Source organism: Arthrobacter sp. CJL-S3 (assembly GCF_056711635.1).
In genome coordinates, this window is record NZ_CM160046.1 from 2,904,207 (window position 1) to 2,930,665 (window position 26,459).

Here is a 26,459-nt window from a genome sequence, read left to right on the forward strand (position 1 = left end):
ATGTGGGAGACTTGAGGGCAGCTCTTTTGAGTACCAAAAATTAAGGAGGCCAGCTATGAGCAAGCGTGCACGTAAACGTCGTGACCGTAAGCGTGGCGGCGCGAACCACGGCAAGCGCCCCAACGCCTAAGCAAAGCTTGGAATGACAGCTTTAACCGAATGACCCCGGAAACCTCACGGTTTCCGGGGTCATTCGTTTGTGACGGGCAGGACGTCGGGACGTCCCCGCCGGGTCAGGCCTCGACCGGGTTGCTGTTGTGAATCCGGTCCAGGATCGAGTTCTTGAGGTTCTCCGGGGCAGCCTCGGTGCAGGAACGCTTCACTATGACGCGGATGACACATTCGAGGTCGTACTGCTCAAAGCACTCCGGGCACCCATCCAGGTGGTCCTTGATCTCGGCGATGTCATCGTGTGTGAGGGCACCATCCAGATACTCATAGATACGTTGCATCCGGGCGTCGTCGCAATCGCCCAGTCCCTGGCAGTCGCTCATTTCCTGTTCTCCTGTTTGTTGCTTCCGGCCGCCGCAGTGGCATCGGCGCCCTTGAATCCCCGCTCGGCGGCGTAGTCGGCGAGCATGTCCCGCAGCATCTTCCGGCCCCGGTGCAGGCGGGACATCACGGTCCCGATCGGGGTGTTCATGATGTCTGAAATTTCCTTGTACGCGAAGCCCTCGACGTCGGCGAAGTAGACTGCCAGCCGGAATTCCTCCGGGATGGCCTGCAGTGCGCGCTTCACGTCCGAGTCCGGCAGGTGGTCCAGTGCCTCCGCCTCCGCCGAGCGGAGCCCGGAGGAGGTGTGCGACTCGGCCCGGGCGAGCTGCCAGTCCTCGATGGTGTCCGAGTTCGACTGCAACGGCTCGCGTTGCCGCTTGCGGTAGAGGTTGATGTACGTGTTCGTCAGGATGCGGTACAGCCAGGCCTTCAGATTGGTGCCCGGCTTGTACTGGTGGAACGCGGAAAACGCCTTCGTGTAGGCCTCCTGGACCAGGTCCTCGGCATCAGCGGGATTCCGGGCCATCCGCATGGCGGCGGAGTACAGCTGGTCCACGTACTGCATGGCGTCGCGCTCGAACCGTACCCGGCGTTCCTCCGTGGTCTCCGTCGCCACGTCCAGGGCCTGGCCGTCCACGATCGTTTCCCGGGCGGCAGCATCCCGCACGGCGTCAGCCGCGGCGGTGTCCGCTACCGGGGCGCCCGTTACAGGGGCACCCGTTACCGGGGCACCGGACTCCGGGACCGCTCCAGCTTCGGGGGCAGGTTCGGGGAGTGCGCCGGCGGGGCCGGCTACAGGTGACTTCGCGGGCGTGGCGCCGTTTCCGGCGACCTCGTGCATGGCCGCAACGGCCGGATCCATGGTGCTCATTGCGTCCCAGTCTACTGTCACCTTGCTGCGGGCGCCCGGAACAGCCGGAACTGCCGGACTTGTTCGGTCCTGCCGGGCCATGGGCCACAATTCCGCGGGTTCCGCCTCCAGTTGCGCGTCCTTCACCAGAATCAAATGTCCGCCTCCCTGCTCATCATCAGCTCGTCATCAGCTCGTCATCAGCTCATCGTCCGGCCGCAAACCGGCGGCCGGGACCTTTCATGCACAACCCCGCCGGGCAGGCAAATATTCCGCAAAAGTGCAAGACTAGAACCGGTTCTCCCGCATTGATTCCGCGGTTCGTCCATCCAGGAGGAAATTCATGTCGTTTGTCCGCTTTCTCGCCCGTCCCATGCTCGCCTCCAGTTTCGTCCTTGCAGGCATGGACAAGCTCAAGAACGCGGATGACACGGCCACGCAGCTGTCACCCCTGCTGCGCCGCGCGGCTGAATCCCTGCCGTTCCAGACCAACGAAAAGGTCCTGGCCCGCGTTATCGGCGGCACCCAGGTCGGAGCGGGCGTGCTCTTCGCGCTCGGCAAGTCTGCACGCCTCGCAGCGACCATCCTGGCCGTCATCTCCGCACTCAACGGCTACGTTGAATGGCGCAGCGCCGACATCACCTCCAAGGAGGGCCGCGAGGCCCGCCGCAAGCAGCTCCTCAAGAACGTCTCCCTGACCGGCGGCGTGCTGCTGGCTGCCGTCGACACGAACGGCCGGCCCAGCCTGGCCTGGCGCGCCGAGCACCTGGCCGCGGACGTCAAGAAGTCCACCGGCCACCTCGCCGCCGACGTGAAGAAGTCCACCGGCCACCTCGCCGCCGATGTCAAGAAGACCACCGGCAAGCAGCTGAAGAAGGCCGACAAGGCCGTGCGCAAAGCCGTAGACCACACCGTCGGGGCCTAAGACAGCAATGACAGGCACCACCCCCACCGCAGCTGCCACCCCCGCAGCCCATGCCGTTCCGGCAGCAGGCGCTCCGCTCTGGCGGGCGCCGTTCGCCGGACAGCCGCTTGACGCAACCGTCACCGTTCCGGGATCCAAGTCCCTGACCAACCGGTACCTCGTGCTGGCCGCACTCGCCGACGGACCCTCACGGTTGCGCGCGCCGCTGCATTCCCGGGACTCAGCGCTCATGATCGAGGCACTGCGGCAGCTCGGGGCCACCATCACGGAGGTTCCGGGGGACGGCGATTTCGGTCCCGACCTGGCCATCACGCCCATCGGCCTGGACGCCGCCGCGGCCCGGACCGGTATCGACTGCGGACTGGCCGGGACGGTCATGCGGTTCGTGCCGCCCGTCGCGGCCCTGCGCCGGGGCGTGACGCTGTTCGACGGCGACCCGCACGCGCGCAAGCGCCCGATGGGGCCGATCATCGAGGCCCTCACCGGGCTGGGCGTCGCCGTCACCGCGCCCGACGGCGGCCCCGCCACCTCACTGCCGTTCGCCGTCGACGGCACCGGCGAAGTGCGCGGCGGCCACCTCGTCATCGACGCCAGCGCTTCCTCGCAGTTTGTCTCCGCGCTGCTCCTGGCCGGAGCCCGCTTCACCGAGGGACTGCACCTCGAACATCGGAGCAGGGACCAGGCCGGGACGCCCGTCCCCAGCCTGGACCACATCAACATGACGGTCGCGGTGCTCCGCGGAGCCGGGGTGGCCGTGGATGACTCCCGCCCGAATCACTGGATTGTCTCCCCCGGGCCGATCCGAGCCTTTGACCTCAGGATTGAACAGGATCTCTCCAACGCGGGCCCCTTCCTCGCGGCGGCCCTGGCCACCCGCGGCACCGTCCGCATCCCCAACTGGCCGGCCGAGACCACCCAGGTCGGCGATCTGTGGCGCAGCATCCTCACCACGATGGGGGCCACGGTGACGTTCACGGACGGCACCCTGACCGTCACCGGCGGCCCGGAGATCAAGGGCGCGGACTTCGACGAAACCAGCGAACTCGCCCCCACGGTCGCCGCGCTCTGCGCCCTGGCCAGCGGCCCCTCGCGGCTGAGCGGCATCGCCCATCTCCGCGGGCACGAAACGGACCGGCTGGCCGCGCTCGTCACCGAAATCAACCGCCTGGGCGGCGACGCCGAGGAGACCTCCGACGGCCTCATCATCCGGCCCGCACCGCTGCACGGCGGTGTCGTCCACAGCTACGCCGACCACCGCATGGCCACGGCCGGAGCCATCCTGGGCCTGGCCGTTCCCGGCATCGAGGTCGAGGACATTGCGACCACCGCCAAGACCATGCCGGACTTCCCGCAGCTCTGGCAGTCCATGCTCGCCCAGGGCTCCGCCGGCAGCGCCGCCCCCGCAGCAGACGCAGCCCACGCCGAGAAGGGCACGTCCGGTGGCACGCAGCACTGACTCCTGGGACGAATCCGACGTGCGGATCCGCCCCAATAAGAAGGGCACCCGGCCGCGCACGAAGGACCGGCCCGCCTACGACGACGCAGTTACCGGGCGGATCATCACGGTGGACCGCGGACGCTACACGGCCGTCGTCGCCGAGGGCACCCCCGAGGAACGCAAGATCATCGCCGCCCGGGCCCGGGAACTGCGCCGCAACCCCGTCGTCGCCGGCGACTTTGTCTCCCTCGTCGGGGACGTCACCGGCGAACCGGACACCCTGGCGCGGCTGGTCAAGATCCAGGACCGCAGGACGCTGCTGCGGCGCAGCGCGGACGACACGGACCCGATCGAGCGCGCCGTCGTCGCCAATGCCGACACGCTGGTGATCGTGGTGGCGGCCGCCAATCCGGAGCCGCGGACCGGGTTCATCGACCGGGCGCTCGTGGCCGCGTATGACGCCGGGATCGAGCCCCTGCTGCTCGTCACGAAGGCCGACGTCAAGGATCCCGCGGAACTCCTCGCCAACTACCAACACCTTGCCTTCCCGGTGATCATCTCCAAGACGGCGGACTCCGCCGCCTCCGGCATCGATGCCCGCTCGGATGACGGGCTCTCCGCCCGGCTGGACAAGGACGCCGTCTCCCAGCTGCGCGCCCACCTCGACGGGAAGGTCACCGTCATGCTGGGCCACTCCGGCGTCGGCAAGTCCACCATGGTCAACGCCCTGACCGGCGCCGAGCGCGCCACCGGCGGCGTGAACGCCGTGACCGGGCGCGGCCGCCACACCTCCTCCTCCGCCGTGGCCCTCAAGGTCAACGACGCGCCGCCGGGCAGCTGGATCATCGACACCCCCGGCATCCGTTCCTTCGGCCTGGCCCATGTGGACCCCGACCGGATCCTGCGGTCCTTCCCCGACCTTGAGCCCGGCACGGACGACTGCGAGCGGGGCTGCAAGCACGATTCCAGCGCCGTCAACTGCGGCGTGGACGCCTGGGTGGCCGCGGGCCATGCCGGCGAATCGGGCCCCGCCAGGCTCGCCTCGCTCCGCCGCCTTCTGGGGACCGACCCGCGGATGGAAGCGCAGGACGTCAAGGAACTGGGCACCGTCTCCTAGCGGGCTGCGGCGCAGCCTACCGCCCCGCCGCCCGCTTTGGCGGTAGTTTGGAACCATGAGTCAACCCGCTTCGAGCTACAACGATGACCTGCGCCTTGCCCATGTACTGGCAGATTCCGTAGATTCCCAGACCATGAGCCGCTTCAAGGCGCTCGACCTTCGGGTGGAGACGAAGCCGGACCTGACGCCGGTGACCGACGCCGACAAGTCGGTCGAGGAAGCCATCCGCGGCCAGCTCTCCCGCTCCCGTCCCCGCGACGCCGTCCTCGGCGAGGAGTTCGGCAGCTCTGGCCACGGCTCCCGCCGCTGGATCATCGACCCGATTGACGGGACCAAGAACTTCGTCCGCGGTGTCCCCGTCTGGGCCACGCTGATCGCCCTCGTCGACGAGGGCGAGCCGGTCGTCGGCGTCGTCAGCGCTCCGGCGCTGGGCAAGCGCTGGTGGGCCGCCAAGGGCGCCGGAGCGTACATGGGCCGTTCCCTGGCGGCCGCCACCCGGCTGAAGGTCTCCAACGTCGCCAAGCTCTCGGACGCCTCCCTGTCCTATTCGAGCCTGGGCGGCTGGAAGCAGCGCGGCAACCTCGACGAGTTCCTGGGCCTCACCGAGGAGGTCTGGCGCACCCGCGCGTACGGGGACTTCTGGTCCTACTGCCTCGTGGCCGAAGGCGCCGTCGACATCGCCTGCGAGCCCGAATTGAACCTCTACGACATGGCCGCGCTGGTCCCGATCGTCACGGAGGCCGGCGGGCGCTTCACGTCCCTCGAAGGCGAAGACGGCCCGTTCGGCGGCAACGCCCTCGCCACCAACTCCATCCTGCACTCGGAGGTCCTCAAGCGCCTCAACCCGGGCCTGGACGACCTGCTCTAGCAGCCTGCCTCCAAGGATTCCCCAACCTCCCTGTAGGACTCTTTCCAAGACGGCGGCCTGACGGCCTGCCTCAAAGGTAGGGCATCTTTTGGGAGGAGAGCAGCCTTGTCTGACACGCTTCAAGCCGTGGTCCGCGGCACCGGCGGAAACGGCACGGTCCTGCTCGTGTTCGTGGCGAAGTACCGGGATCTGGACATCGGATCCGCCGCCGCTCTGCACGCCGCTTCCGCCGGGCTCGCGCCCCAGCTGGTCTCCGACCGTTCGACCATCACCGCGTCGGTGGTCTTGTCCACGTGCAACCGCTTCGAAATCTATTGCGAAGTTTCGTCCGCGACCGGCGTTGAGGCCGCCCGCGCAGAGGTCCTCGATTCGGTCCACCGCAGCTCCGGGCTGCCCACGGTCCTCCTGTCGGCCCTTTTCGAGGAACTCCGGGGTGCCACGGCTGTCGAACATCTATTCGCCGTTGCCGCCGGTTTGGATTCAGTTGTCGTGGGTGAGCGCGAAGTTGCCGGCCAGGTCCGGCGTGCGCTCGCCGACGCACAGGCCGCCGGAACCAGCAGCGGGCGATTGGCCAGGCTGTTCCAAGCCGCGTCCCGCACAGCGAAGGACGTGGGGGCCCGGACTGCTCTCAGCAGCGCGGGCAGATCCATCGCTGCTGTTGCCCTGGACCTTGCCGCCGCCGGAACAAGGCGGGCCGGGATCGCCGGGACGTCGGCCGTTCTCTTCGGTACCGGCGCCTACGCCGCGTGCGTGGCGGAGCTTCTCAGGCACCGAAATTGTTCCGAGATTTCTGTCTTCTCCCATTCCGGCCGTGCGGAGGCCTTCGTGGCGTCCAGGGGAGGTCGCGCCCTCTCCGCGCAGCAACTGCCGGCAGCCGTTGCCGGAGCCGACCTCGTCATTGGCTGCAGCGGTTCAGGTGCCCGCATCGGTGCTGCCGCCCTCGCCCGGTGGCGTGCGGACGGCGCCCGCCCCCTCGCCGTCATCGACCTGGCACCCAGCCATGATTTCGACCCACAGGTTATGGAGCTGCCAGGTGTGGACCTCATCACGCTGGAGTCGGTCCACATCGCTGCTCCCCCCGCGGACGCCGAGGCGCTGCGCCACGCCCGCGCCCTGGTCCGCCGGGCGGCACGCCAGTTCGAGGAACAGGATGCCGTCCGCGCCGTGGATCCGGCCGTCGTCGCCCTGCGCGAGCACCTCCATCAGGTCCTCCTCAGCGAAATGGAGCGCGTCAACAGGCAGCATGCCCGGGGCGCCTCGGCTGAAGACGTCAACCACGCCCTGCGGCACATGATCCGTCGCCTGCTCCATACCCCGACGGTCCGCGCCCGGGAGCTCGCCGCACTCGGACGTCAAGATGACTACACCGCTGCGCTGGATGCCCTGTTCGGCCTCAGGGTCCAGACCGGAAGCCTGAGCGCGGCTGCCGAGGACTCCTAGCGCGGATTGCTGCCGCCGGACCGTCGCGCCGGGTCGGTGGTTTGGCTGCCCGGCGGGCACCGGCGTAACAAACGGCTTCACATTAAGCCCGCGCCTTTCCGCCGGAACGGGGTATGACCTACGCTCGAAGCAGGTCACGAGTGCCAGCGCGAAACCCCGGTTTGCTGGCCGGCAACCCTCCATTCGCGGTGGGGTGCCCCGGGTGACGACCTGGCCGGTCCGGAACGGACCCGGCAAGCGCGGATCCCCGGCGTGTGGGGTCCTTTTCGAGCGAGGTCCCATGACGACTGCCACCATTCCCGCCACTCCTGAATTCCAGGCCGGCGCCACCGAGTCCCGTCCCGACGCGCGGTTCGCCGACGCCCGCCGGCCGCTGGCCGCCGTGACCGGCGCCGAGATCCAGGCACCGCTGATCCAGGGCGGCCACGTCCGCTACGCCAACCTGGACTACGGCGCCTCGGCCCCTGCCCTGTCCGTCGTCTCGGCCTACCTCAACGAGATCCTGCCGTTCTACGCCAGCGTCCACCGCGGCGCCGGCTACGCCTCGCAGATCAGCACCTCGGTCTACGAAAACGCCCGCACCATTGTCCGGGAGTTCGTGGGCGGCCGGCCGGACGATGCGGTGATCTTCACCCGGAACACCACCGATTCACTGAACCTGCTGGCCGGGTGCCTGCCCGCCGCCGGCGGCGTGCACACCGGCGAGGTGCTGTACCTCGACATCGAGCACCATGCCAACCTGCTGCCGTGGCAGCGCGTCCCGCACCGCAGCGTCATCGCCGCCCCCACCCTCGCCGCCACGCTGGAGCTGCTCCGCGCGGAGCTCGCCCACGGCGGCGTCAGCCTGCTCGCCGTGACCGGCGCCTCCAACGTCACCGGAGAGATCCTGCCGATCCGGGCCCTGGCCGCCCTGGCCCACGACTACGGCGCCAGGATCGTCGTCGACGCCGCCCAGCTGGCGCCGCACCGGCGGATCGACATCGCCGCGGACGACGTCGACTACCTCGCCTTCTCGGGGCACAAGCTCTACGCACCGTTCGGCGCCGGCGTCCTGGTCGGCCGCCCCGACTGGCTCGACGCCGGCACCCCGCACCTGGCCGGCGGCGGGGCCGTGCAGGACGCCCGGATTGACAGTGTCAGCTGGACCACCGGCCCCGCCAGGCATGAGGGCGGCTCGCCCAACGTCCTCGGCGCCGCCACCCTCGCCCGGGCCACCCAGGTGATCGCCGACCTGGACGTGGACCAGTGGCACGCGCACGAAAACGCGATCCGGTCCTTCCTCGTCGAGGGCCTCGCCCGGATCGACGGCGTGACGGTCCACCAGATCTTCTCGGACAGTGCTTCCTTCGACGCTCCGGCTGGCGCCGGGCCGGACACCGCCGCGGGGACAGGCACGATCGGCGTCGTCAACTTTTCGCTGGAAGGCTACGACGCGGGCCTCGTGGCGGCGTACCTGTCGGCCGAACACGGCATCGGCCTGCGGGACGGCCGCTTCTGCGCGCACCCCCTCCTCCGGCGGCTCGGGCTGCCCTCGGGCTCCCTGCGGGCCAGTTTCGGTCTGGGTTCCCGGCTGGAAGACGCCCAGCGGCTGCTCGCCGCCCTCCAGGAGCTGCGCCGGACCGGCCTCGGCTGGGACTACGTCGTGGACGCCGGACGCTGGGTGCCGTCCAACGACACCCGCACCTACCCGCACTGGGCCCCCAACACGCCCGGCACCGCCGGCGCGGCCCCCTGCACCCAGGACTGACGGCGCCGCTGCAGCCCCTACGGTCCCGCTGCGGTCCCGCAGCGGTCCCGCAGGGGGCCCGGTGGCGTCCCGGTGCGGAACCACCGCCCCCACGCGTGCGGTAAATTCGAAAGGTACCCATCCGGACCTGCCGAAGGAGAACGCTCGTGGCACGCGGCGGACCCAAACTGCATGAGGAACGCCGCCAGGAGCTGGGGCAGAGCTTCCAGGACGGCGGGGAACACTACGAACGTGTCCGCCCCGGGTATCCGGCCGAATCGGCTGACTGGCTGATCCCCCCGGGCGCGAGGGACGCCGCGGACCTCGGCGCCGGAACCGGGAAGTTCACGGCGCTATTGGTCGGGCGCGGCCTGCACACGGTCGCGGTGGACCCTTCCGCCGACATGCTGGACCAGCTGCGCCGGACGTTCCCGGGCGTCACCGCCGTCGTGGGGACCGCCGAGCACACCGGGCTGCCCGCCGGTGCGTTCGACGTCGTGACCGTCGCCCAGGCCTGGCACTGGTGCGATCCGCTCCTGGCCAGCACGGAAATCGCACGGATCCTCCGCCCCCACGGTGTGCTGGGGCTGATCTGGAACCAGCTGGACACCTCCGTTCCGTGGGTGCACCGCCTCTCGCGCATCATGCATGCCGGCGATGTCCACAAGGCGGATTTCAGGCCGCCCCTCGGCCCGGAATTCACGGGACTGGAGAGCCACCTCACGCGCTGGGAAGATCCGGTGCGCACCGCCGACATCATCGAGCTGACGAAGTCCCGCAGCTACTACCTGGCGGCCGGTGAGGCGACCCGGGCCAAGGTCCTGGGCAACCTCGACTGGTATCTGCACGAGCACCTCGGCCACCACCCCGGCGAGGTCCTCCCGCTCCCCTACCTGACGCAGAGCTGGCGGGCCGTCCGGGCCTGACGGCCTCCGGCGCCGCCTGACGGTAGGCTGGAAACTGTGAAGACCAGTCTGCCCTCCTCCTCGATCGAGGACTACGTCAAGGTCATCTACTCCTTTACGGAGTGGCAGGACAAGCCCATCACCTCCACCCAGCTGGCCCAGCGACTTGGCGTGGCCAACTCCTCGGTCTCCGAGATGGTCCGAAAGCTCAAGGACCAGGGCCTCGTGGACCACCAGCCCTACAGCGCCATCACGCTGACGGCCGACGGCGTCCGGCTGGCGTTGTCCATGGTCCGGCGGCACCGGCTCATTGAAACGTTCCTGGTCCGGGAGCTCGGCTACCGCTGGGACGAGGTCCACGACGAGGCCGAGCTCCTGGAACACGCCGTCTCGGACACGTTCATCGAACGGATGGCAGCCAAGCTCGGGAACCCGGTCCGGGACCCGCACGGCGATCCGATCCCGGCGGCGGACGGTTCCGTGCAGGTGCCCGCGGCCCACCGGATGAGCGACCTCGACGACGGCCACACGGGCCGGATCACCCGGATCAGCGACGAGAACCCCGAGCTGCTGCGCTACCTTTCGGCCGAGGAGATCGACCTGGACGCCGAGGTCGAGGTCCTGGGCCGCAAGCCGTTCGGCGGTGCCCTGGTGGTGCGCATCGGTTCCGGTGCGGCCCGGCATGAGTTCGACCTCGCCGAGGAAGTCGCCTCCGCCCTCTGGGTCCACAGCGAGTCCGGCCATCCCGGCTGCAGCCTTGGGTGACACCAACGCCTGGCGCGCGTGGGCGGCGGTCGCCGTCGGCGGCCTGATCGGAACGGAACTGCGCTACGGTGCCGGCCTGGTGTTTCCCGAGACAACCGGCGCAATCCCCTGGACCACCCTGGTAATCAACGTCGTCGGCAGCTTTGTCCTGGCGTCCCTCACCACGGTCTGGATCGCCCGGCCGAAGACAGCGTTCTGGCTCCGGGCCGGGCTGGGGCCCGGACTGCTGGGCTCCTTCACCACGTTTTCGGCCGTGGTGTTCGCCGTCGACCAGCAGTTCCGTGCCGGTTTCCACGCCGGCTGGCTGGCGTACCTGGGCCTGTCGCTGGGCCTGGGCCTGGGCGCCGCGGCCGCCGGCTGGAAAACCGGCAAGGCCCTGGCCGACCTCAGCGGCGGAGCCGCATGATCACCGCCGTGCTGGTGGGCATCTTCGGCGTGGCCGGCGCCCTGCTGCGTTTCGCCGTCGACTCCTGGTTTGCGCACCACCCGGGGCGCCACCCGCACTGGCCCTGGGCGACCCTCACCGTCAACGTGACCGGCTCCTTCATCATCGGCGCCGCGCTGGGGATCACCGGGCAGCTGGGACTCGGGGCCGAGTGGCAGACCGGCCTCACGGCCGGGCTCGCCGGCGGCCTCACCACGTTCAGTTCCTGGACCACCGCCACGGTGCGGCTGGTGAGCGAGACGCGCTACCGCGCCGCCGCCCTCAACATTGCCGCGAACCTGCTCGCCGGCCTGGCGGCGGCGGCGCTCGGGCTGGCCCTCACAGGGCTGTGACGAGCCTAACGCCGGCGCCCTGACGGCGATGCGGGGACCCTCCCATCCCGTATCGTTGAAGGATGGTTACCCGACGTGAAGCAGCCCAGATCCTCGACATTCCGCTGGAAATGGCCCACCGTCACGGCATCCCGTCCCGGCTGAGCGACGCCGAACTCGGCGACCTCCTGGACAACCCGCCGGCCTGGCTCGTCCAGTCCAAGGCCAACCGCACCGGCAAGCGCCCCATCTGGGTCCAGCTGACCTGCGCGGTCTGCGGGTTCTCCGAGGCAGCCCGGCCGAAGAAGTGGTGGCCGGAGTTCACCTACGTATGGTGCGCCCACCACGCGCCGTACGAGGTCCCCGGCGTCGCCGCCGGGCTGGTCCGCAGCGAATATGAGGGCGTGGGCAGCCGCTTCGTCGGCATCGTGGACGTTGCGGTGCCCGAGGCGTAACTTAATATCACGGGGCCATCCCGGCCCCCTGCTGTTAGGGAGCGCCCACATGCCTGACAAAACGCCGCACCAGAGCACGGCCAAGAAACCGGTAAAAACCATCAAGGAAAAACGCGCCGAGAAGAAGTCCAAGAACGTCGCGGAAACGCACACGGACCCCGTCGCCCACATCAAGAAGCGCTAACCACGGCCCGCCAGCCGGGCAGTGCAGGCAAAGCAAAAGGCCGGAAGCTGACGCTTCCGGCCTTTTGTGTGGAACCTGTTACGTCCGTTGGGGCAACGGGTTCCCGGGGTTCCTCCCCGCGTATCTGCGAGCTGCTAGGGTGCCGCGGGCAAGGTGACCTGAGCGAACGGGTAGGGGCTGAGGTCCCCCGCGTCGATGCCTTCCAGCAGTTCCGTGAAGTCCGTTCCGAGCGAGTGGAACACCTGGCGCGGATCGTAACTCCACCAACGGCTGCTCAGCAACCGTTCAATGGTGGCTTCGTCGAAGCGGTATTTGATGACCTGTGCGGGGTTGCCGCCCACGATCGCGTAGGGGGGAACGTCCCTGGTGACGGTGCTGTTGGTCGCAACAACTGCGCCCGTCCCGATTTCGATTCCCATCGCGAGAGTGACGTTAGATCCAATCCAGACGTCATTTCCGATGCGCGGGTATGGCTTATCCGGTGTGGTCGAGTATCCGGCTGCGTGTTCCGTGATCGCGTCGGTGACAAACTCGCGGAAAAGGTGGTTTGCGGGGCGGAAGGTGAGAGCGGACGTGGTCAGTAGCTCGAGCGGGTGGCTTGAATCGATGAACCGGAGGCCGCCGGAAATGGAGCAGTATCGTCCGACACTCGCACCGTCAGGCAGCCCGGAATACGAGTACGTAAATGCGCCGACGGAAGCAAGCCCGGATGCTCGCCGCCCGCCGATCATGGGCATGTACGCGCCGCCGTAGAGCCCGACATTCTGCTCGATGACAACGTCGTTGAACAACGTGAGCTCGGCACCCTCAGTGAGCCAGCCGTACGTCCCGCCCTTCGGCGCCGGGCTGTCGCGCCGGAGGAGAATCGTCTTATCGAAGAGTTCCGCTGTGAGTTCGGGCGTTACCGTAAGTCGAGTCTGCATCCCTAGAGCGTACTTTGAGCCTTACGGGATTGTGTCCCTGCACGACTGCCGCAGGTGAGTCCAGCCGCGCTGATTCACCGGCAAGAATCGGGCCTCACGCCAACGGGCAAAAAGAAAACCCCTGGATCACAAGGATCCAAGGGTTTTCTCAGGTGGAGATGGGGGGAATTGAACCCCCGTCCGATGTCGTGTTGTCAGGTCTTCTCCGGGCGCAGTTTGCGTCGGATTTTCTCGGCCCCAGCCATGCTGCAAACAGCTGGCTGATCCGGGCCCAGTCATCAAAGAGTCCCGTTCACCCCGATGACGGGGGTAAACAGCAGTGGCTATTTAAATGACGCCAGGATCCGGGGCAATAGCAACCTCGGGCTGACGGACTGTCTTACTGCTTAGGCAGCGAGAGCGAAGTCAGTGCGTTTTGATTCGGCACTTATTGGTTTGCAGACAGCGTTTACGAGATAATTCTGCATCCTCGGCCCGCTTCACCTGTCGCGACTAACATCGTCGAAACCGATCATCCCCGTATTTTTTTATCAAACCCGGACAGGCCTGGCGCTTGACCGCTGCTGCGGTTTCCGCGCCGTTCCTTCCCGGACTATTAGCATAACGCACGTCCCCGCGGAATCATTCCCGGGTTTCGGGTCTTTGTCCCTAGCGCCGGTTCCGCTCGCGCATAACGCGCAGGGCCTCGCGCTTGTCCTGCTGCTCGCGCAGGGTCTGGCGCTTGTCGTATTCCTTCTTGCCGCGGGCGACGCCGATCTCCACTTTGGCCCGGCCGTCCAGGAAATACAGCTGGAGGGGGACGATCGTGAAGCCTGATTCGCGGATCTTGTGCGAGATCTTGGTGAGTTCGTCGCGGTGCAGCAGCAGCTTCCGGCGGCGGCGGGCGGCGTGGTTGGTCCAGCTCCCCTGGTGGTACTCGGGGATGTGGATGCCCTCCATCCACAGCTCGTCGTTGTAGAAGGTGCAGAAGCCGTCAACCATGGAGGCGTGGCCCTCACGGAGGGACTTCACCTCGGTGCCCATGAGCGCGATCCCGGCCTCGTAGGTGTCGAGGATCGTATAGTCGTGCCGGGCCTTACGGTTGGTGGCCACTACCTTACGGCCACTTTCTTTCGGCACGGTAGAACTCCTTGAATCGGTGGGTGGGCCCGCTGCCGGGGCGGCGCGGGCTTCTTCCAGTTTACGGCAGAGCAGCAGCCCAGCCGCGGGCCTTCCGCTCCGGGCGGATCAGAGCAGGTTCATCGGGTCCACGGCGCGGCCGTTGAGCCAGGTCTCGAAGTGCGAGTGGCAGCCGGTGGAGTTGCCGGTGGTTCCCGAATACGCGATCAGCTGTCCCTGGCTGACCTGCTGTCCGGGGGAAACCGTCACACTGACGTTGTGGTAGTAGATGGTGGTCAGCGAGTTTCCCTGGACGACTCCGTGCGAGATCTTCACGTTGTTGCCGCCGCCGTCGTTGGCCCACCCGGCTGAGAACACGTTGCCGGCCGCCGCGGCGTAGACCGGCGTGCCGCAGGCCGCGGCGAAGTCGATGCCGGTGTGCATGTAGCCACCCTGGCCGTAGAAGTCGGTGGTGCCCGGCGGCGTCACGCGCCAGCCGAAGCCGGAACTGATCCGCACGCCGTTGAAGGGGTGCCGCAGCCCGAACGCCGACGGGTTTCCGGGCGGGGCGGGGACGTACGGAGCCGGGGGCCTGACCTGCCCGGCGGCACGGGCGGCGGCGGCCGCGGCTGCCGCGGCGGCCTCGGCGATCCGGCGCTGTTCGGCTTCCCAGGCCTCGCGCAGCTTGCGGTCGCGTTCGACGATGTCCGCCGCGACGGCGTCCTGCTGGGCCTTGACCTGGGCGATCTGGGTCTGGATGGCGGGCTTCGCGGCCTGGAGTTCGGCGTCGAGCCGGGTGGTGTCGGCGATGAGCTGGTCCACCTGGGCCTTTTTGGCCTCGGCCTCGTCACGGGCGGCCTGTTCACGGGCCAGGGCGGCGTCGGCCTTGGCCTTGAGATCCTTGATTTCGGCTTCCACGGCTTCGAGCCTGGCCTGGGAGTTGACGTTGGTGGCGTTCTGCTGGGTCAGCTTGCCCATCGCCGAGTTCTGGCTGCGCATGGCCTGGTCGGCCAGGTCGATGGTCTCCGTGAGGCTGCCGCCGTTGTTCGAGCCGAAGAACAGCGACAGGTTGGAGGGCACTCCGCCGGACTTGTAGGCCTGGGTGGCGATCTGCCCGATCAGCTTCTTGGTGTCGGCGATTTTCTGCTTGTCCGTCTCAAGCTGCTGGGTGATCTTGGCCTTGTTCTGCTGGGCGAGGTCCACGCGCGCGGCGAGGGCCTCGGCCTCCTTCACGGCGCTGGCCACGCGGCCCTGGGCCTCCAGCAGGGCCTGCTGCGCACCCGGGAGCTGGCCCTGGTACAGGACGAGGTCCGAGGCGGCCTGCGCGATCTTGGAGTCCACGAATTCGAGGGAATGCTGGACCCGGGCCGCTTCCTCGCGGAGCGCGGCCTGCTGGTCCTCGAGGGTATCGGCGAACGCCACCGGGGTCGGGGCGCCAAGGCTTGCCGCCAGAATGAGCGCCAGCGCGGCGCTGACAACGCGGCTGCGGCGGCCGGCCGCCGGGAGCCGGGTCGAAACCGGCCGGGAGGCGGGTCGGTGCATCCGTGTCATGGGTGTTCCCTTTTCGTTGCGCACTCTAAACCCTCAGGTATCGCCGGAGGGTCAGGAGCGATGATACTCCTGCCAGCAGGACGCCGAGGCCGATCAGGGCCGGGGCCAGGATCAGCGTCTGAGCTGCGGAGATAAAGGCGGTGTCCGGATACTGCTGGGACAGGTAGCCGCCGAGGAAGAAGTGCGCCACGGCCCACAGCGTTGCCGAGGCCAGCGCCGCGCCGATCACGGCGGCAATCACGCCTTCCAGAATGAACGGCAGCTGGATCACAACTTTCGACGCCCCGACCAGGCGCATGATCCCGGTCTCCCGCCGCCGGCTGAAGGCCGAGAGCCGGATCGTGGTGGCAATCAGCAGGATCGCGCAGACGATCATCACGCCGGCGACACCGACGGCCACGAGCGACGCGGCGTTCATGACCGAGAAAAGCCGTTCCAGGAGCTGGCGCTGGTCGATCACGGTTTCAACGCCGGCCTGGGAGGAGAACGTCTCGCTGATGATCTGGTACTTCTCCGGGTCCTTCATGTTGATCCGGAACGAGGCCGGGAGCTGGTCCGGCGTCACGGAGTCCACAATCGGGGAGTTGGAGAACTGCTCCTTGAAGTGCTTGTACGCGTCGTCCTTGGACTCGAACTGGAAGTCGTTAACGTACTGGGCCACAGCGGGCGATTCCAGCAGCTTGCCCAGGTTGTCCTGCTGCTCCGGGGTGGCGGGGCCGGTGGCGCAGCCGGCCGCCGTCGAACCGTCACTGCAGAGGAAGATGGCGACCTGGACCTTGTCGTACCAGTAGCCCTTCATCTGGTTGATCTGGAGCTGCAGCATGCCGGCGGCGCCCACGAAGGTCAGGGACACGAACGTCACCAGGATGACCGAGACCACCATGGAGAGGTTGCGGCGCAGGCCGCTGCCGATCTCGGCCAGGACAAACTGGAGCCTCACAGCTGGCCCTCCCCTGCGGCGCGGGCGTCGGGCCCGGTGAAGGCGGCCGGGACGGCAGCGGGTTCGGGTTCCCGTCCGCTCGCATCCCGCAGACGGCGTGACTGTCCCACGATCGGAATCATGGAGGTGTAGAGGGCCTTGGCCTCGTCCCGGATGATGACGCCGTTGCGGAGCTCGACGACGCGTTTGCGCATCTCGTTGACGATGTCGTCGTCGTGCGTGGCCATAACGACGGTGGTGCCGTTCTGGTTGATCTTGTCCAGCACCCCCATGATGCCCATGGAGGTGGTGGGGTCCAGGTTGCCGGTGGGCTCATCGGCGAGCAGGATGCCCGGCCGGTTGACGACGGCGCGGGCGATCGCCACGCGCTGCTGCTCGCCGCCGGAGAGTTCGTGCGGAAGGCGGTTTTCCTTGCCTTCGAGGCCGACGGTCTTGAGGACCTCGGGAACGGTGTCGCGGATGACGCTGCGGCTCTTGCCGATGACCTGCATGGCGAAGGCGACGTTGGCGAACACGGTCTTCTGCGGCAGCAGGCGGAAATCCTGGAAGACGACGCCGATCCCGCGGCGGAGCCGGGGCACGCGCCAGCTGGAGATGTTGGCTACGTTCTGGCCGGCGACGTAGACGGCACCGGAGGAGGCGCGGTCCTCTTTGAGGACAAGGCGCAGGAAGGTGGACTTGCCGGAACCGGAGGCCCCGACCAGGAAGGCGAATTCGCCACGGTCGATCTCAAGGTTGATCGAATCCAGCGCCGGTCGCGCCTTCTGGTCATAGACCTTGGTGACATTTTCGAAACGAATCATGGCCCTAAGTACCCTGCAGGACGTGGACGGGTACGGCCCTGTTCTGCTGCCGGCGCGAGGGCTTTCTAGTGGGGGAAGTAGAGCTCCGGCTTCTCGACTATACGCACGGGTCCCGGCGGATCGGCCTGAGCGCCGGGGCGTGTCGCAGGATTAGCCCGGAGGGGCGGGTGTGGCACAGGTGGCAATAGGGGCGCACGCCAAGGACGCCGGGGCAGCTCTGCCGTCGGCGGGAATAGCCCGAGGCTACTTGTCCGCGTTGCGGTTGTCGGTCCGCCAGCGGATGCCGGCGTCGATGAAGTCGTCGATCTCGCCGTCGAACACTGCGGAGGTATTGCCGACCTCGTGCTCGGTGCGGAGGTCCTTGACCATCTGGTACGGGTTCAGGACGTAGGAGCGCATCTGGTCGCCCCAGGAGGCCTTCACATCGCCGGCGAACGCCTTCTTCTCGGCGTCCTCCTGCTCCTTCTTCAGCAGCAGCAGCCGGGACTGCAGCACACGCAGGGCCGCCGCGCGGTTCTGCAGCTGGGACTTCTCGTTCTGCATGGACACGACGGTGCCGGTCGGGATGTGGGTCAGGCGGACGGCCGAGTCCGTGGTGTTGACGGACTGGCCGCCCGGGCCGGAGGACCGGAAGACGTCGACGCGGATCTCGTTGTCCGGGATGTCGATGGAGTCCGTCTGCTCGATCAGCGGGATGACCTCGACGGCGGCGAACGAGGTCTGGCGGCGGCCCTGGTTGTCGAAGGGGCTGATCCGGACCAGGCGGTGCGTGCCGGCCTCGACGCTGAGCGTGCCGTAGGCATACGGGGCCTTGACCTCGAAGGTGGCAGACTTCAGCCCGGCCTCTTCGGCGTAGGAGGTGTCCATGATGGTGGTCGGGTAGCCGTGGCGTTCGGCCCAGCGCAGGTACATCCGGAGCAGCATTTCGGCGAAGTCCGCCGCGTCCACGCCGCCGGCGCCGGCGCGGATGGTCACGACGGCTTCGCGCTCGTCGAATTCGCCGGACAGCAGGGTCACGACCTCGAGTTCCTTCAGTGCCTTGCGGATCGATTCCAGCTCGACGGCGGCCTCACCCATGGAGTCGGCGTCGTCCTCGTCCTGGCCCAGCTCCACCAAGACCTCAAGGTCGTCGATCCGCGAGGTGAGGGAGTCCAGCCGGGCCAGTTCGGACTGGCGGTGCGAGAGCCTCGAGGTGATGACCTGGGCGGCCGCGGGGTCGTCCCACAGATTGGGTTCGCCGGCGCGTTCGCTGAGTTCGGCGATGTCTTCCTTCAGCGCCTCGACATTCGAAACGTTCTCGATGGAGGCGTAGGTGGCGCGCAGGGCGCGGATTTCTGCGGGAAAATCAATGTTTGCCATGGTTTTTTAAGCCTACGCTATCCGTGCGAGCCGCCCGGACTGGGTTGCGGGGCCCGCCCGGGCACTTACCGCGTGAGCTGGGAACGCGCCGTCGAACTCGCTTCGATCCTGATGCCGTCGGGGACCAGGAAGTTGACCACGGGCGGGTGGACGGCGGCGCTGAGCACCACGACGGCGGTGGAACCGTCCGGGCTGCCCGTTCCCGGCCCGAGGGCGAGGCCGCTAAACCGGGCGGAGGCGCTGCTGCGGTCCAGGAACTCGACGGCGGCGCCCCGCACGCGGGCTCCGGTCAGGACGGCGGTGGGGCTGCCGCCGCCCGTTTCAAGCTGCCCAAGGGTGAAGCTGTCCGCGGCGGCCACCGAGGCGCCGTCCGCCAGCGACAGGAGCTTTTTGTGTTCGATGTAGACGCTGGAGGCGGCCACGACCACGGTGGCCAGAAGCAGCGCGAGCAGCACGAAGCCGATGATCAGCACCGTCATTTGCCCGGCGTCGCTGCCTTGGCCGCGGGGTGGCGGAGCCGTTTCCGGTCCCTGCCGCGGGCGCCCTGTGAGCTGCCTCCGGGGACGGCTCATCGGAAGCGGCCCACCAGTTGTGTGGCGGAGGCGCTGAGCTGCCCGGCGTTCAGGTTGAGCGTCTCGCTGAACGGGACGAAGGGCAGCGGCACCGTCAGGTGGACGGTGACCGTCACGGCCGATCCCGCGGCCAGGCAGTCCGCGGGGGCGCAGCTGGTTTCGACCCGGGCATTCGACGCGGCGTGCCCGTGGTCGGCGAGCGCCAGCAGGACGGCCTGCTCGGCGGCGGCCCGGCCGGCGCCGGCATCGGTCTGGGCAACGAAGACCTTCGCGGCCTGGTCCGCGGCGCCGACGACCGCGAAGGAGCCGCCCTGGAGCTGGCCCATCGTGATGATGAAGTAGACCAGCGGCACCATCAAGAGCGCCGACAGGAACGTGAACTCGACGACGGCGCTTCCCCGTTGTGCATCGTCGGGGACACGGGCGTCCGCTGTCGCGGCCTCTCCCCCGGGCCCGCGGCCCGGCCCGTCAGGGGCGGCCGGCGCGTCAGGGCGGCCCGGCCCGTCAGGGCTGGCCGGCCAGTCAGGGCTGGATGGCCGCATGCCCTTTCACCTCCAGGACTGCGCGGGGACCGATCAGCCCGATCACGGGCAGCGGCGCGCGGACCGTGACTTCCAGGGTCCGGATGCCCTGGTACGTCGCTTCGCTCGTCGTCACGTCCTGGGCGAACGCAGGGTTGAGCGCGACGCCAATCAGCTGCGCCGTCCGTTCCTTGGCGTCAACGGCACTGCGATCCGCGAGGGTGCCGTATCTGGCGCCCGACGCCGCGGCGTCGATCAGCGTGTTCCGGACGTGCAGGACGAGGGTGAGCTGGACGATGGCGAGAAAGAACAGCGTCAGCAGCCCTCCCACGAGGACGAAGTCCACCACCGCCGACCCTCGTTCGTCCGTTTTGCCCCAGCCGGCGCCGGGCAGGCGCACGCGCTACTGCCCGACCTTGTCCATGGCCTGGTTGAACAGTCCTTCCAGGGCAGGGACTGCGATCGCGAGGAGTGCGGCGACGAGGACGGCCGACATCAGGGTGATCATCACCCAGCCGGGCACATCGCCCCGCTCGCGGGGACCACCGGGTGGTTCGGGCTTCCGGGCCATGGCCGAATGCGCCCTGACAACCCCGGGCACCAGGCTGATGGTGCACAGCAACAGCGCCATGCGGTTAAGGATCCGTTTCACGTTCTCCCCTTTTCGTTGGTGCTTCGTTGGTGCTTCGTTGGTCTTCCTGCGCCTTCCCGGCTGTTCCTGGTGCGGTTGTTACAGACCCATGCTGATGGCGGCCAGCCCCGGAAAAACTGCGAACACGACCGTCAGCGGCAGCACGCCGAAAACGACGGGAACCATCATGCCGATTTCCTTCTTGCCGGCCGACTCCATCAATTCCCGCTTTGCCGTGTCCCGGACGTCCTGGGCCTGGGCCCTGAGCACATCAGCGAGGGGCGTCCCGCGTTCGACCGCCACGATCAGCCCGTCGACGAAACGCAGCAACGGGCCAAGCTCCGTCCGTGACGAGAACTCCTGCAGGGCTTCTACGAGTGGTTTCCCTGCCCGGGTCTCTGCCAGGACGCGGGTGAAGTCCTTGGACAGCTCTCCCCGGGCACTGCGGCACACCCTGTCCAGTGCCCCCGTGGCGCTTTCTCCCGCGCTGACGGCCAGGGCCATGAGCTCGGCGATGCTGGGGAACTCCGCCATCATGCGCGCCTCGCGCTTCCTGACCTGGGCGCCCAGCAGGTAGTCGCGCAGCAGAAATCCACCGGCGGCGCTGCCAAGGACCAGCACGACGGCGAGCAGGGGGCTGGACCGTCCGGCCGCACCTAAGCCCGTCACAGCACCGACCGCCGCGACAAAACCGCCAGCGCCCCAGAGAAGCTGTTCTGCCCGGAAGTCCGCCGGCGACTTGTCGCCCCCGGCCCTCGCCAGGCGGCGGTCCAGGGCGGCGGAGCCGGGGTTCAGCCGTCCCAGCCACGAGACGGCATCGCCAAGGACCGGGCGCAGGATCCGTTCCAGCGGACCGAACGGAGTGAAGTTTCGCGGCACGGCGCGCAGGAGCCGGGATTCCAGGTTGTGGGACTTAAGCTGCGGACGGATGCGCTCCACGAAGGTGGTCGGCCGCAGGAACGGCAGCCTGATCAGCAACAACCAGGCACCGCAGCCAAGGACCACGCCGCAGGCGGCGGCAGCCGCCATCTGCCCTGTCATCGGAGGACCCGCTCGTCTGCCGGCAGCGCTCCAATGCGCAGCATGGCGGCATAGGAGACCAGGGACACCGCCAGCCCGCCAATCAAAACGGCGGCGCCGAGGGGCGTGTTGTAGGCCGCCACCGCCTCGGGCCGGCTGGCCAGCAGCATCAGGACGATCCAGGGCGCGGCCACCGCCAGCCGTGCGGCGTTGACGGTCCAGGACTGCCGGGCCTCCAGCTCGCTCCGGGTCCGGGCACTTTCGCGCAGGAACTCCGCCAGCGTGCCCAGCAGCCGGCCGAGATCCGAACCGCCCACTTCCCTGGTCAACCGCAGCGCCTCCACGATCCGGTCGGCGACCGGATCCGCCAGCCGATCCTTCAGCCGGGTCAGGGAGGGATCGAACTGTCCTCCGGCGCGATAGTCGGAGCCAAACTCGCGGAACACATGACGGAGTTCTTCCGGGCCTTTGTCGCCCAGCTGGATGAGGGCTTCCGGCAGCGACAGGCCGGCGCGGATCGCCGAGCGGAGGTGGTCGACGACGTCGGGCCACAGCTGGCGCAGGACAGCCGTGCGCTTCCGCGCGCGCCACTTCACGATGGCCAACGGCAGCCAGCCCCCAAAGAGGCCAAAACAGCCCGCGATCGGCCACGACCGGGTCACCGCAAAGAACACGAGCGTCGTGAACGCTCCAACGCCGAGGCAGCTTGCCAGCAGGCCAGGTCCGCTGACCCTTTCGATTCCGGCGGACCGCAGCAGATCCTCCAGACGGCCGGGGCCAGGCCGGCGTCTGGCCGCCTTCGGCTGTTCCCAGGCGGACCACCAGATCAGCAGGAGTCCGGCACCGGCAAGCATGCCCAGCAGCGCCGCCATCAGCGCTGCTCCAGCAGTGCGGCGACGTCGTGCCCTGCCCGGGCAAACTTCTCGGCCGACGGCATCGAGTTGGCCCTGGGCTGCAGCCGGCCGTCAGCGAGCGCGAACACCATGGACGACTCGATAATGCCGTTCTCCACCCTCCGGCCCAACGACAATATCTCCGTCACTTCCCTGCGCCCGCTGGCGTGGCGGGCGCAGTGGACCACGAGGTCGATGCAGGAAGCAACCGTCGGAACCACAAAGGCACTGGAGATGTTCTCGCCGGCCAGCAGCGGGAGCGTGCAGATCTTGGTCACCGCGTCGTGGGCCGAGTTCGCGTGGACGGTGCACATCCCGGGCAGCCCGGAGTTCAGGGCGATCAGCATGTCCAGGCTCTCGGCCTCCCGGACCTCGCCCACCACCAGCCGGTCGGGGCGCATGCGCAGGGCCTCCTTGACCAGCCGGCGCATGGGAATTTCGCCTTCGCCCTCCAGATTCGGCTGCCGGCACTGCAGCCCCACAACGTCCCGCAGCGGAAACTGCAGCTCGAAGATCTCTTCGACAGTGATGACGCGCTCGCGGGTTCCGATGCTGGCCGCCAGACAATTGAGCATGGTGGTCTTGCCCGCCTGGGTGGCTCCGGAGACCAGGATGTTCAGCCCACTGGCCACGGCAGCGCCGAGGAACCGGGCCGCCTGCGGCGTCAGCGTGCCCAGTTCCACCAGGTGTTCGAGCCGGCTGGCCTTCACCACGAACTTGCGGATGTTGACTGCCCAGTGCCGCCGCGTCACGTCCGGGATAACGACGTGCAGGCGCGACCCGTCGGGCAGCGCGGCGTCCACGAACGGAGAGGACATGTCGAGGCGGCGCCCGGAACTCTTGAGCATCCGCTCCACGAGGTCCCGGACTTGCTGGTCCGTGAGCGAGACCGATGTCAGCTCGGACTCACCGTTCCGTGCCACGAAGATCTCGTTGGGAGCGTTGAGCCAGATTTCCTCAATGGCCGGGTCGTCCAGCAGGGGCTGCAGGGCACCGAACCCCGCCACCGCGTCAAAGACGAACCTTCTGGCGGTCTCCAGCGGCCCGATCGGCGGGAGTGGCCCCAGCAGGGCGCGCTCATCGTAATCCAGTACCGCTGCCTCCACGAGGCGGCGGACTTCACCGGCCTGCCTGAGCGGGTCGAGGCCTCGCCGGCGCATCAATTCGCGGACTTCGTCCTCGACAATGCGTACAGCCTCCACGATGGCCCCCCATATGACTGCCGCCCTGTCCCGGGGCGCTGCAGTTGGCTTAAAGCTATGGGTGGGAGGTCCTCCGGACAAGGGCCCGCAGGCTCACATGTGGAAAACCGACACCACGATTCACAACAATTGTCACACCAGTAACAACAGAGACTCTGGTCCCTTTTAACCGGCGGTGTTAGGGTGAGCGCGACAAGTCAGACATTCTCACATCCGGGCAGCCTCGTCTGCTATCCACCGGGCGCGGGATCACTATGACACTGCCATGAGCGTGTTGTTCCGGAGCGGCAAATGAAGCGGACCTTACTTCCCCCCAACAGTCACCTCGGCAGCCGGGTCGGGGCCGCGCTGCTTGCCGTCTCCCTGATCGCCGGCCCCGGCCTGGCCTCGCCGGCAGCCGCCGTCGAGCCGGCACCAACGGCAACCCCTTCCACAACGGGTGCCGCGACAGCGGCACCGGCCACGCCTGCCCTGGCCACGGCGGCGCCGGCCCCACGCCGGCGGCAAGCAGTGCCCCGGCAACGGTTGACAAATCCACGGAGGCCTACCGGAGCGCCATGGCCGAGGCCACCAAGACCGGCGGGGCGGAGATGGGGCAGGGAACGCGCGCCGCCGACGCATCGCTCGACGGGGACAAGGCCGCGGGCACCGAGGCGCTGGCCACCGAAGGCACCTGGACGCCCAGCTACGGGGTCCAGGGACTCGACGTCAGCAAGTACCAGGCCGGCATCAACTGGCAGACCGAGTGGAACATGGGCGCCCGCTTCGCCTACATCAAGGCCACCGAGGGGAACTACTACACCAGCACCACATTCAGCGACCAGTACCTGGGCTCCAGGGCTGTTGGCATGATCCGCGGCGCCTACCACTTCGCCAACCCGGCGGCCTCCTCCGGGGCCGACCAGGCCCGGATCTTCGTCCAGAACGGCGGCGGCTGGAGCGCCGACGGGTACACCCTCCCTCCCGTGCTCGACTTTGAGGGAAACCCCTACGCCGGCCAGACCATTGGCGGCTACTACCAGGGCAACACCTGCTACGACATGACCCCCGCCCAGCTGACGTCCTGGGCCCGCGACTTCGGCAACACCATGCAGGCCCTGACCGGCCGGCTGCCGGTCATGTACACCACCACCACATGGTGGAACTACTGCACCGGCGGACCCTCCGGTTTCGGCGACTGGCCGCTGTGGATCGCCCGCTGGCCCAGCTCGTTCAGCGACAGCCCGGGCGCCCTGCCCTCCAGCTGGGCCAACTTCAGCTTCTGGCAGTACAGCGAGTCCGGCCCCTTTGCCAACGGCGGCGACTCCAACGTCTGGAACGGGGACTACACCTCGCTCAAGCGCTTCGCCACGGGCAGTGCCCCACCTCCCCCGCCGCCCCCGCCCGCCCCGCCGGTCCCGACCGATCCGACACGCAGGCTTGTCTCGCCCGGCGATTTCGACGGCGACGGCCTGGCCGACCAGATCCAGCGCAGGGCCGACGGCGAGCTCTGGTTCTACCCAGGCAACGGCGCCGGACAGTACCTGGCCGGGCGGCGGATCGGCTCCGGCTGGGGGATCTATGACCGGGTCCTTGGTGTGGGTGACTACAACTCCGACGGAAGGAACGACCTGGTCGCGAGGAGGCTCGACGGCTCACTGTGGTTCTACGCGGGCACCGGCAGGGTGTCGGCCACCGACGAGGGCTACCGTCCCGTCGTCAGGATCGGGGAATTCGGCTGGGACGCCTTTGACAGTCTCCTCGGCGTCCGGGATTTCGACGGCGACGGAAAGACCGACCTGGCGGCACGCACCCCGGACGGAAGCCTGTACCTCTACTCGGGGACCGGCGCCGGGCAGACCGGCACGGCACGCAAGATCGACCACGGCTGGCAGATCTTTGACCAGCTCATCGCGATCCAGGACTTCGACGGTGACGGCACCAACGACCTCGCGGCCCGGCATCCCAACGGCGACTTGTATCTTTACTCCAACACCGGCCGTGCCGTCCTGGTCAACGGGCGCCAGATAGGGGCCGGCTGGGGAATCTACAACGACATCGTGGGGACCGGCGACGGCAACGGCGACCGGATGGCCGACTTCGTGGCCAGCGACCCCACCGGGGCCGTCTACTTCTACGCCGGCACCGCCATGAAGGACCAGGGTTACGGGAACGCCCGGAAAATCGGCGACTACGGCTGGGGCGCCTTCAACGCGCTCGTGGCGGTCCAGGACTTCAACGGGGACGGAAAGGGTGACCTGCTGGCCCGCAAGCCCGACGGAACCCTGTGGTTCTATCCGGGCAACGGGGCAGGAGCCTACGGAACCCCGAAACGGATCGGCGACTACGGCTGGGACGCCTTCGACGCCTTCGCCGGCGTCGGGGACTTCAACGGCGACGGCAGGAACGACCTCGTGGCCAGGAAACCGGACGGGACGCTGTGGCTGTACCGGGGCACGGGCCGCGTGGATGCGGGCAGCAACGGCTATGCCGGCGCCGTCAAGATCGGCCTGGCCGGCTGGGAGGTCTTCGACACGATCACAGGAACCGGGGACCTGAACGGCGACGGCCGGAACGACCTCCTGGCGCGGAAGCCCAACGGCTCGTTGTGGCTGTACCAGGGCACCGGAAAGGTCGATGCGACCAGCAGCGGCTACCAGGGCGCGGTCAGGGTCGGGGACTACGGCTGGGAGGCCTTCGACCAGCTCGTCGGCGCCGGCGACTTCAACGCTGACGGCAGGAACGACCTTCTTGCCCGCAGGCCCGACGGCACGTTGTGGCTCTATCCCGGGGACGGCACCGGAAAACCCGGCGCCACCATCCGGATCGGGACCGGCTGGAACGTCTACGACCGGATCCTCAACGGCTGGAACCTCAACAGCGACGCGAACCCGGATCTGGTCGCGCGGCGGCCGGACGGATCCCTCTGGGCGTATTCAGGAACCGGCATGCAGACCAGCGAGGGCTATCTTCCCCGCACCCTGGCCGTGGTTCTCTGACTTAGACTACATAGAGCCATGACTTGAGGCAGACCCGTCAGCAG

At 68.2% G+C, this 26,459-nt stretch carries 29 protein-coding genes, 1 other RNA gene and 1 riboswitch; of the genes, 14 read left to right on the forward strand and 16 right to left on the reverse strand.

Going from position 1 to position 26,459, the window contains the following annotated elements:
* The first annotated feature begins 55 nt into the window (after positions 1 to 55).
* Positions 56 to 130 (forward strand): 50S ribosomal protein bL37, encoded by a 75-nt coding sequence (locus AC06G6_RS13215; RefSeq protein WP_104061284.1) that lies wholly within the window; start codon positions 56 to 58, stop codon positions 128 to 130.
* A gap of 103 nt (positions 131 to 233) precedes the next feature.
* Here the strand turns inward: AC06G6_RS13215 and rsrA are convergent, their stop codons facing one another.
* Both rsrA and AC06G6_RS13225 read right to left on the reverse strand, forming a co-directional pair.
* A complete protein-coding gene (rsrA, locus tag AC06G6_RS13220; protein ID WP_479822730.1) occupies positions 234 to 494 on the reverse strand; it encodes a mycothiol system anti-sigma-R factor in 261 nt (86 codons plus the stop codon).
* On the reverse strand, positions 491 to 1,366 hold the full coding sequence (locus AC06G6_RS13225) for a sigma-70 family RNA polymerase sigma factor (RefSeq protein WP_479822732.1): 876 nt from the start codon (positions 1,364 to 1,366) through the stop codon (positions 491 to 493). The genes rsrA and AC06G6_RS13225 overlap by 4 nt, the downstream gene beginning before the upstream one ends.
* A gap of 322 nt (positions 1,367 to 1,688) precedes the next feature.
* On the opposite strand from AC06G6_RS13225, the gene AC06G6_RS13230 reads away from it, so the two are divergent.
* From AC06G6_RS13230 to AC06G6_RS13285, 12 genes are all read left to right on the forward strand, one after another.
* Complete coding sequence (locus AC06G6_RS13230; protein WP_479822734.1) at positions 1,689 to 2,270, forward strand: DoxX family protein; 582 nt, start codon at positions 1,689 to 1,691, stop codon at positions 2,268 to 2,270.
* A gap of 7 nt (positions 2,271 to 2,277) precedes the next feature.
* Positions 2,278 to 3,726, forward strand: coding sequence for a 3-phosphoshikimate 1-carboxyvinyltransferase (gene aroA / locus AC06G6_RS13235; protein WP_479822736.1), 1,449 nt, complete (start codon positions 2,278 to 2,280; stop codon positions 3,724 to 3,726).
* Positions 3,710 to 4,825, forward strand: a complete 1,116-nt coding sequence (gene rsgA, locus AC06G6_RS13240; protein ID WP_479822738.1) for a ribosome small subunit-dependent GTPase A — start codon at positions 3,710 to 3,712, stop codon at positions 4,823 to 4,825. Before aroA ends, rsgA begins: the two co-directional genes overlap by 17 nt.
* A 55-nt stretch (positions 4,826 to 4,880) precedes the next feature.
* A complete protein-coding gene (gene hisN / locus AC06G6_RS13245) occupies positions 4,881 to 5,693 on the forward strand; it encodes a histidinol-phosphatase (RefSeq protein ID WP_282381733.1) in 813 nt (270 codons plus the stop codon).
* Between the two features lie 105 nt (positions 5,694 to 5,798).
* Positions 5,799 to 7,133 carry a glutamyl-tRNA reductase gene (locus AC06G6_RS13250; RefSeq protein WP_479822740.1) on the forward strand — a complete coding sequence of 445 codons (1,335 nt, stop codon included), beginning with the start codon at positions 5,799 to 5,801 and terminating at the stop codon, positions 7,131 to 7,133.
* Between the two features lie 132 nt (positions 7,134 to 7,265).
* Positions 7,266 to 7,379, forward strand: a riboswitch (SAM riboswitch).
* A 34-nt stretch (positions 7,380 to 7,413) separates the two neighbouring features.
* Positions 7,414 to 8,880, forward strand: coding sequence for an aminotransferase class V-fold PLP-dependent enzyme (locus AC06G6_RS13255; RefSeq protein ID WP_479822742.1), 1,467 nt, complete (start codon positions 7,414 to 7,416; stop codon positions 8,878 to 8,880).
* A 146-nt stretch (positions 8,881 to 9,026) separates the two neighbouring features.
* On the forward strand, positions 9,027 to 9,785 hold the full coding sequence (locus tag AC06G6_RS13260; RefSeq protein ID WP_479822744.1) for a class I SAM-dependent methyltransferase: 759 nt from the start codon (positions 9,027 to 9,029) through the stop codon (positions 9,783 to 9,785).
* A 36-nt stretch (positions 9,786 to 9,821) separates the two neighbouring features.
* Entirely contained in the window at positions 9,822 to 10,529 is a 708-nt protein-coding gene (locus tag AC06G6_RS13265) for a metal-dependent transcriptional regulator (RefSeq protein WP_479822746.1), read from the forward strand.
* Complete coding sequence (locus tag AC06G6_RS13270; RefSeq protein ID WP_479822748.1) at positions 10,522 to 10,935, forward strand: fluoride efflux transporter FluC; 414 nt, start codon at positions 10,522 to 10,524, stop codon at positions 10,933 to 10,935. Before AC06G6_RS13265 ends, AC06G6_RS13270 begins: the two co-directional genes overlap by 8 nt.
* Positions 10,932 to 11,306, forward strand: a complete 375-nt coding sequence (locus tag AC06G6_RS13275; protein WP_479822750.1) for a fluoride efflux transporter FluC — start codon at positions 10,932 to 10,934, stop codon at positions 11,304 to 11,306. The genes AC06G6_RS13270 and AC06G6_RS13275 overlap by 4 nt, the downstream gene beginning before the upstream one ends.
* A gap of 62 nt (positions 11,307 to 11,368) precedes the next feature.
* A complete protein-coding gene (locus tag AC06G6_RS13280; protein ID WP_479822752.1) occupies positions 11,369 to 11,740 on the forward strand; it encodes a hypothetical protein in 372 nt (123 codons plus the stop codon).
* Between the two features lie 49 nt (positions 11,741 to 11,789).
* Positions 11,790 to 11,924, forward strand: a complete 135-nt coding sequence (locus tag AC06G6_RS13285; RefSeq protein WP_307459832.1) for a hypothetical protein — start codon at positions 11,790 to 11,792, stop codon at positions 11,922 to 11,924.
* A 134-nt stretch (positions 11,925 to 12,058) separates the two neighbouring features.
* Here the strand turns inward: AC06G6_RS13285 and AC06G6_RS13290 are convergent, their stop codons facing one another.
* From AC06G6_RS13290 to AC06G6_RS13355, 14 genes are all read right to left on the reverse strand, one after another.
* On the reverse strand, positions 12,059 to 12,847 hold the full coding sequence (locus AC06G6_RS13290; RefSeq protein WP_479822754.1) for a CatB-related O-acetyltransferase: 789 nt from the start codon (positions 12,845 to 12,847) through the stop codon (positions 12,059 to 12,061).
* A 150-nt stretch (positions 12,848 to 12,997) separates the two neighbouring features.
* Positions 12,998 to 13,366, reverse strand: a transfer-messenger RNA (tmRNA) gene (gene ssrA / locus AC06G6_RS13295).
* A gap of 129 nt (positions 13,367 to 13,495) precedes the next feature.
* Positions 13,496 to 13,966, reverse strand: coding sequence for an SsrA-binding protein SmpB (gene smpB / locus AC06G6_RS13300; RefSeq protein WP_226759107.1), 471 nt, complete (start codon positions 13,964 to 13,966; stop codon positions 13,496 to 13,498).
* 108 nt (positions 13,967 to 14,074) lie between these two features.
* Positions 14,075 to 15,487 carry a peptidoglycan DD-metalloendopeptidase family protein gene (locus AC06G6_RS13305; protein ID WP_479828672.1) on the reverse strand — a complete coding sequence of 471 codons (1,413 nt, stop codon included), beginning with the start codon at positions 15,485 to 15,487 and terminating at the stop codon, positions 14,075 to 14,077.
* A gap of 34 nt (positions 15,488 to 15,521) precedes the next feature.
* Positions 15,522 to 16,436 carry a permease-like cell division protein FtsX gene (gene ftsX / locus AC06G6_RS13310; protein ID WP_479822757.1) on the reverse strand — a complete coding sequence of 305 codons (915 nt, stop codon included), beginning with the start codon at positions 16,434 to 16,436 and terminating at the stop codon, positions 15,522 to 15,524.
* Positions 16,433 to 17,239 carry a cell division ATP-binding protein FtsE gene (ftsE, locus tag AC06G6_RS13315; protein ID WP_479822759.1) on the reverse strand — a complete coding sequence of 269 codons (807 nt, stop codon included), beginning with the start codon at positions 17,237 to 17,239 and terminating at the stop codon, positions 16,433 to 16,435. The genes ftsX and ftsE overlap by 4 nt, the downstream gene beginning before the upstream one ends.
* Positions 17,240 to 17,482: 243 nt before the next feature.
* Positions 17,483 to 18,598, reverse strand: a complete 1,116-nt coding sequence (prfB, locus tag AC06G6_RS13320) for a peptide chain release factor 2 (protein ID WP_282381705.1) — start codon at positions 18,596 to 18,598, stop codon at positions 17,483 to 17,485.
* A gap of 65 nt (positions 18,599 to 18,663) precedes the next feature.
* Positions 18,664 to 19,077 carry a pilus assembly protein TadG-related protein gene (locus AC06G6_RS13325; RefSeq protein ID WP_307459848.1) on the reverse strand — a complete coding sequence of 138 codons (414 nt, stop codon included), beginning with the start codon at positions 19,075 to 19,077 and terminating at the stop codon, positions 18,664 to 18,666.
* A gap of 89 nt (positions 19,078 to 19,166) precedes the next feature.
* Complete coding sequence (locus tag AC06G6_RS13330) at positions 19,167 to 19,712, reverse strand: hypothetical protein (protein ID WP_479822762.1); 546 nt, start codon at positions 19,710 to 19,712, stop codon at positions 19,167 to 19,169.
* Complete coding sequence (locus tag AC06G6_RS13335) at positions 19,693 to 20,091, reverse strand: TadE/TadG family type IV pilus assembly protein (RefSeq protein WP_307459854.1); 399 nt, start codon at positions 20,089 to 20,091, stop codon at positions 19,693 to 19,695. Before AC06G6_RS13335 ends, AC06G6_RS13330 begins: the two co-directional genes overlap by 20 nt.
* Positions 20,092 to 20,094: 3 nt before the next feature.
* Positions 20,095 to 20,343, reverse strand: coding sequence for a hypothetical protein (locus AC06G6_RS13340; RefSeq protein WP_479828832.1), 249 nt, complete (start codon positions 20,341 to 20,343; stop codon positions 20,095 to 20,097).
* Positions 20,344 to 20,421: 78 nt separating this feature from the next.
* On the reverse strand, positions 20,422 to 21,363 hold the full coding sequence (locus AC06G6_RS13345; RefSeq protein WP_479822764.1) for a type II secretion system F family protein: 942 nt from the start codon (positions 21,361 to 21,363) through the stop codon (positions 20,422 to 20,424).
* Positions 21,360 to 22,214: a type II secretion system F family protein gene (locus AC06G6_RS13350; RefSeq protein ID WP_479822766.1), complete on the reverse strand. Its 855-nt coding sequence runs from the start codon at positions 22,212 to 22,214 to the stop codon at positions 21,360 to 21,362. The genes AC06G6_RS13345 and AC06G6_RS13350 overlap by 4 nt, the downstream gene beginning before the upstream one ends.
* Positions 22,214 to 23,437, reverse strand: coding sequence for a TadA family conjugal transfer-associated ATPase (locus tag AC06G6_RS13355; RefSeq protein WP_479822768.1), 1,224 nt, complete (start codon positions 23,435 to 23,437; stop codon positions 22,214 to 22,216). The genes AC06G6_RS13350 and AC06G6_RS13355 overlap by 1 nt, the downstream gene beginning before the upstream one ends.
* A gap of 557 nt (positions 23,438 to 23,994) precedes the next feature.
* On the opposite strand from AC06G6_RS13355, the gene AC06G6_RS13360 reads away from it, so the two are divergent.
* Positions 23,995 to 26,415, forward strand: a complete 2,421-nt coding sequence (locus tag AC06G6_RS13360) for a GH25 family lysozyme (RefSeq protein ID WP_479822770.1) — start codon at positions 23,995 to 23,997, stop codon at positions 26,413 to 26,415.
* The last annotated feature ends 44 nt before the right edge of the window (positions 26,416 to 26,459 follow it).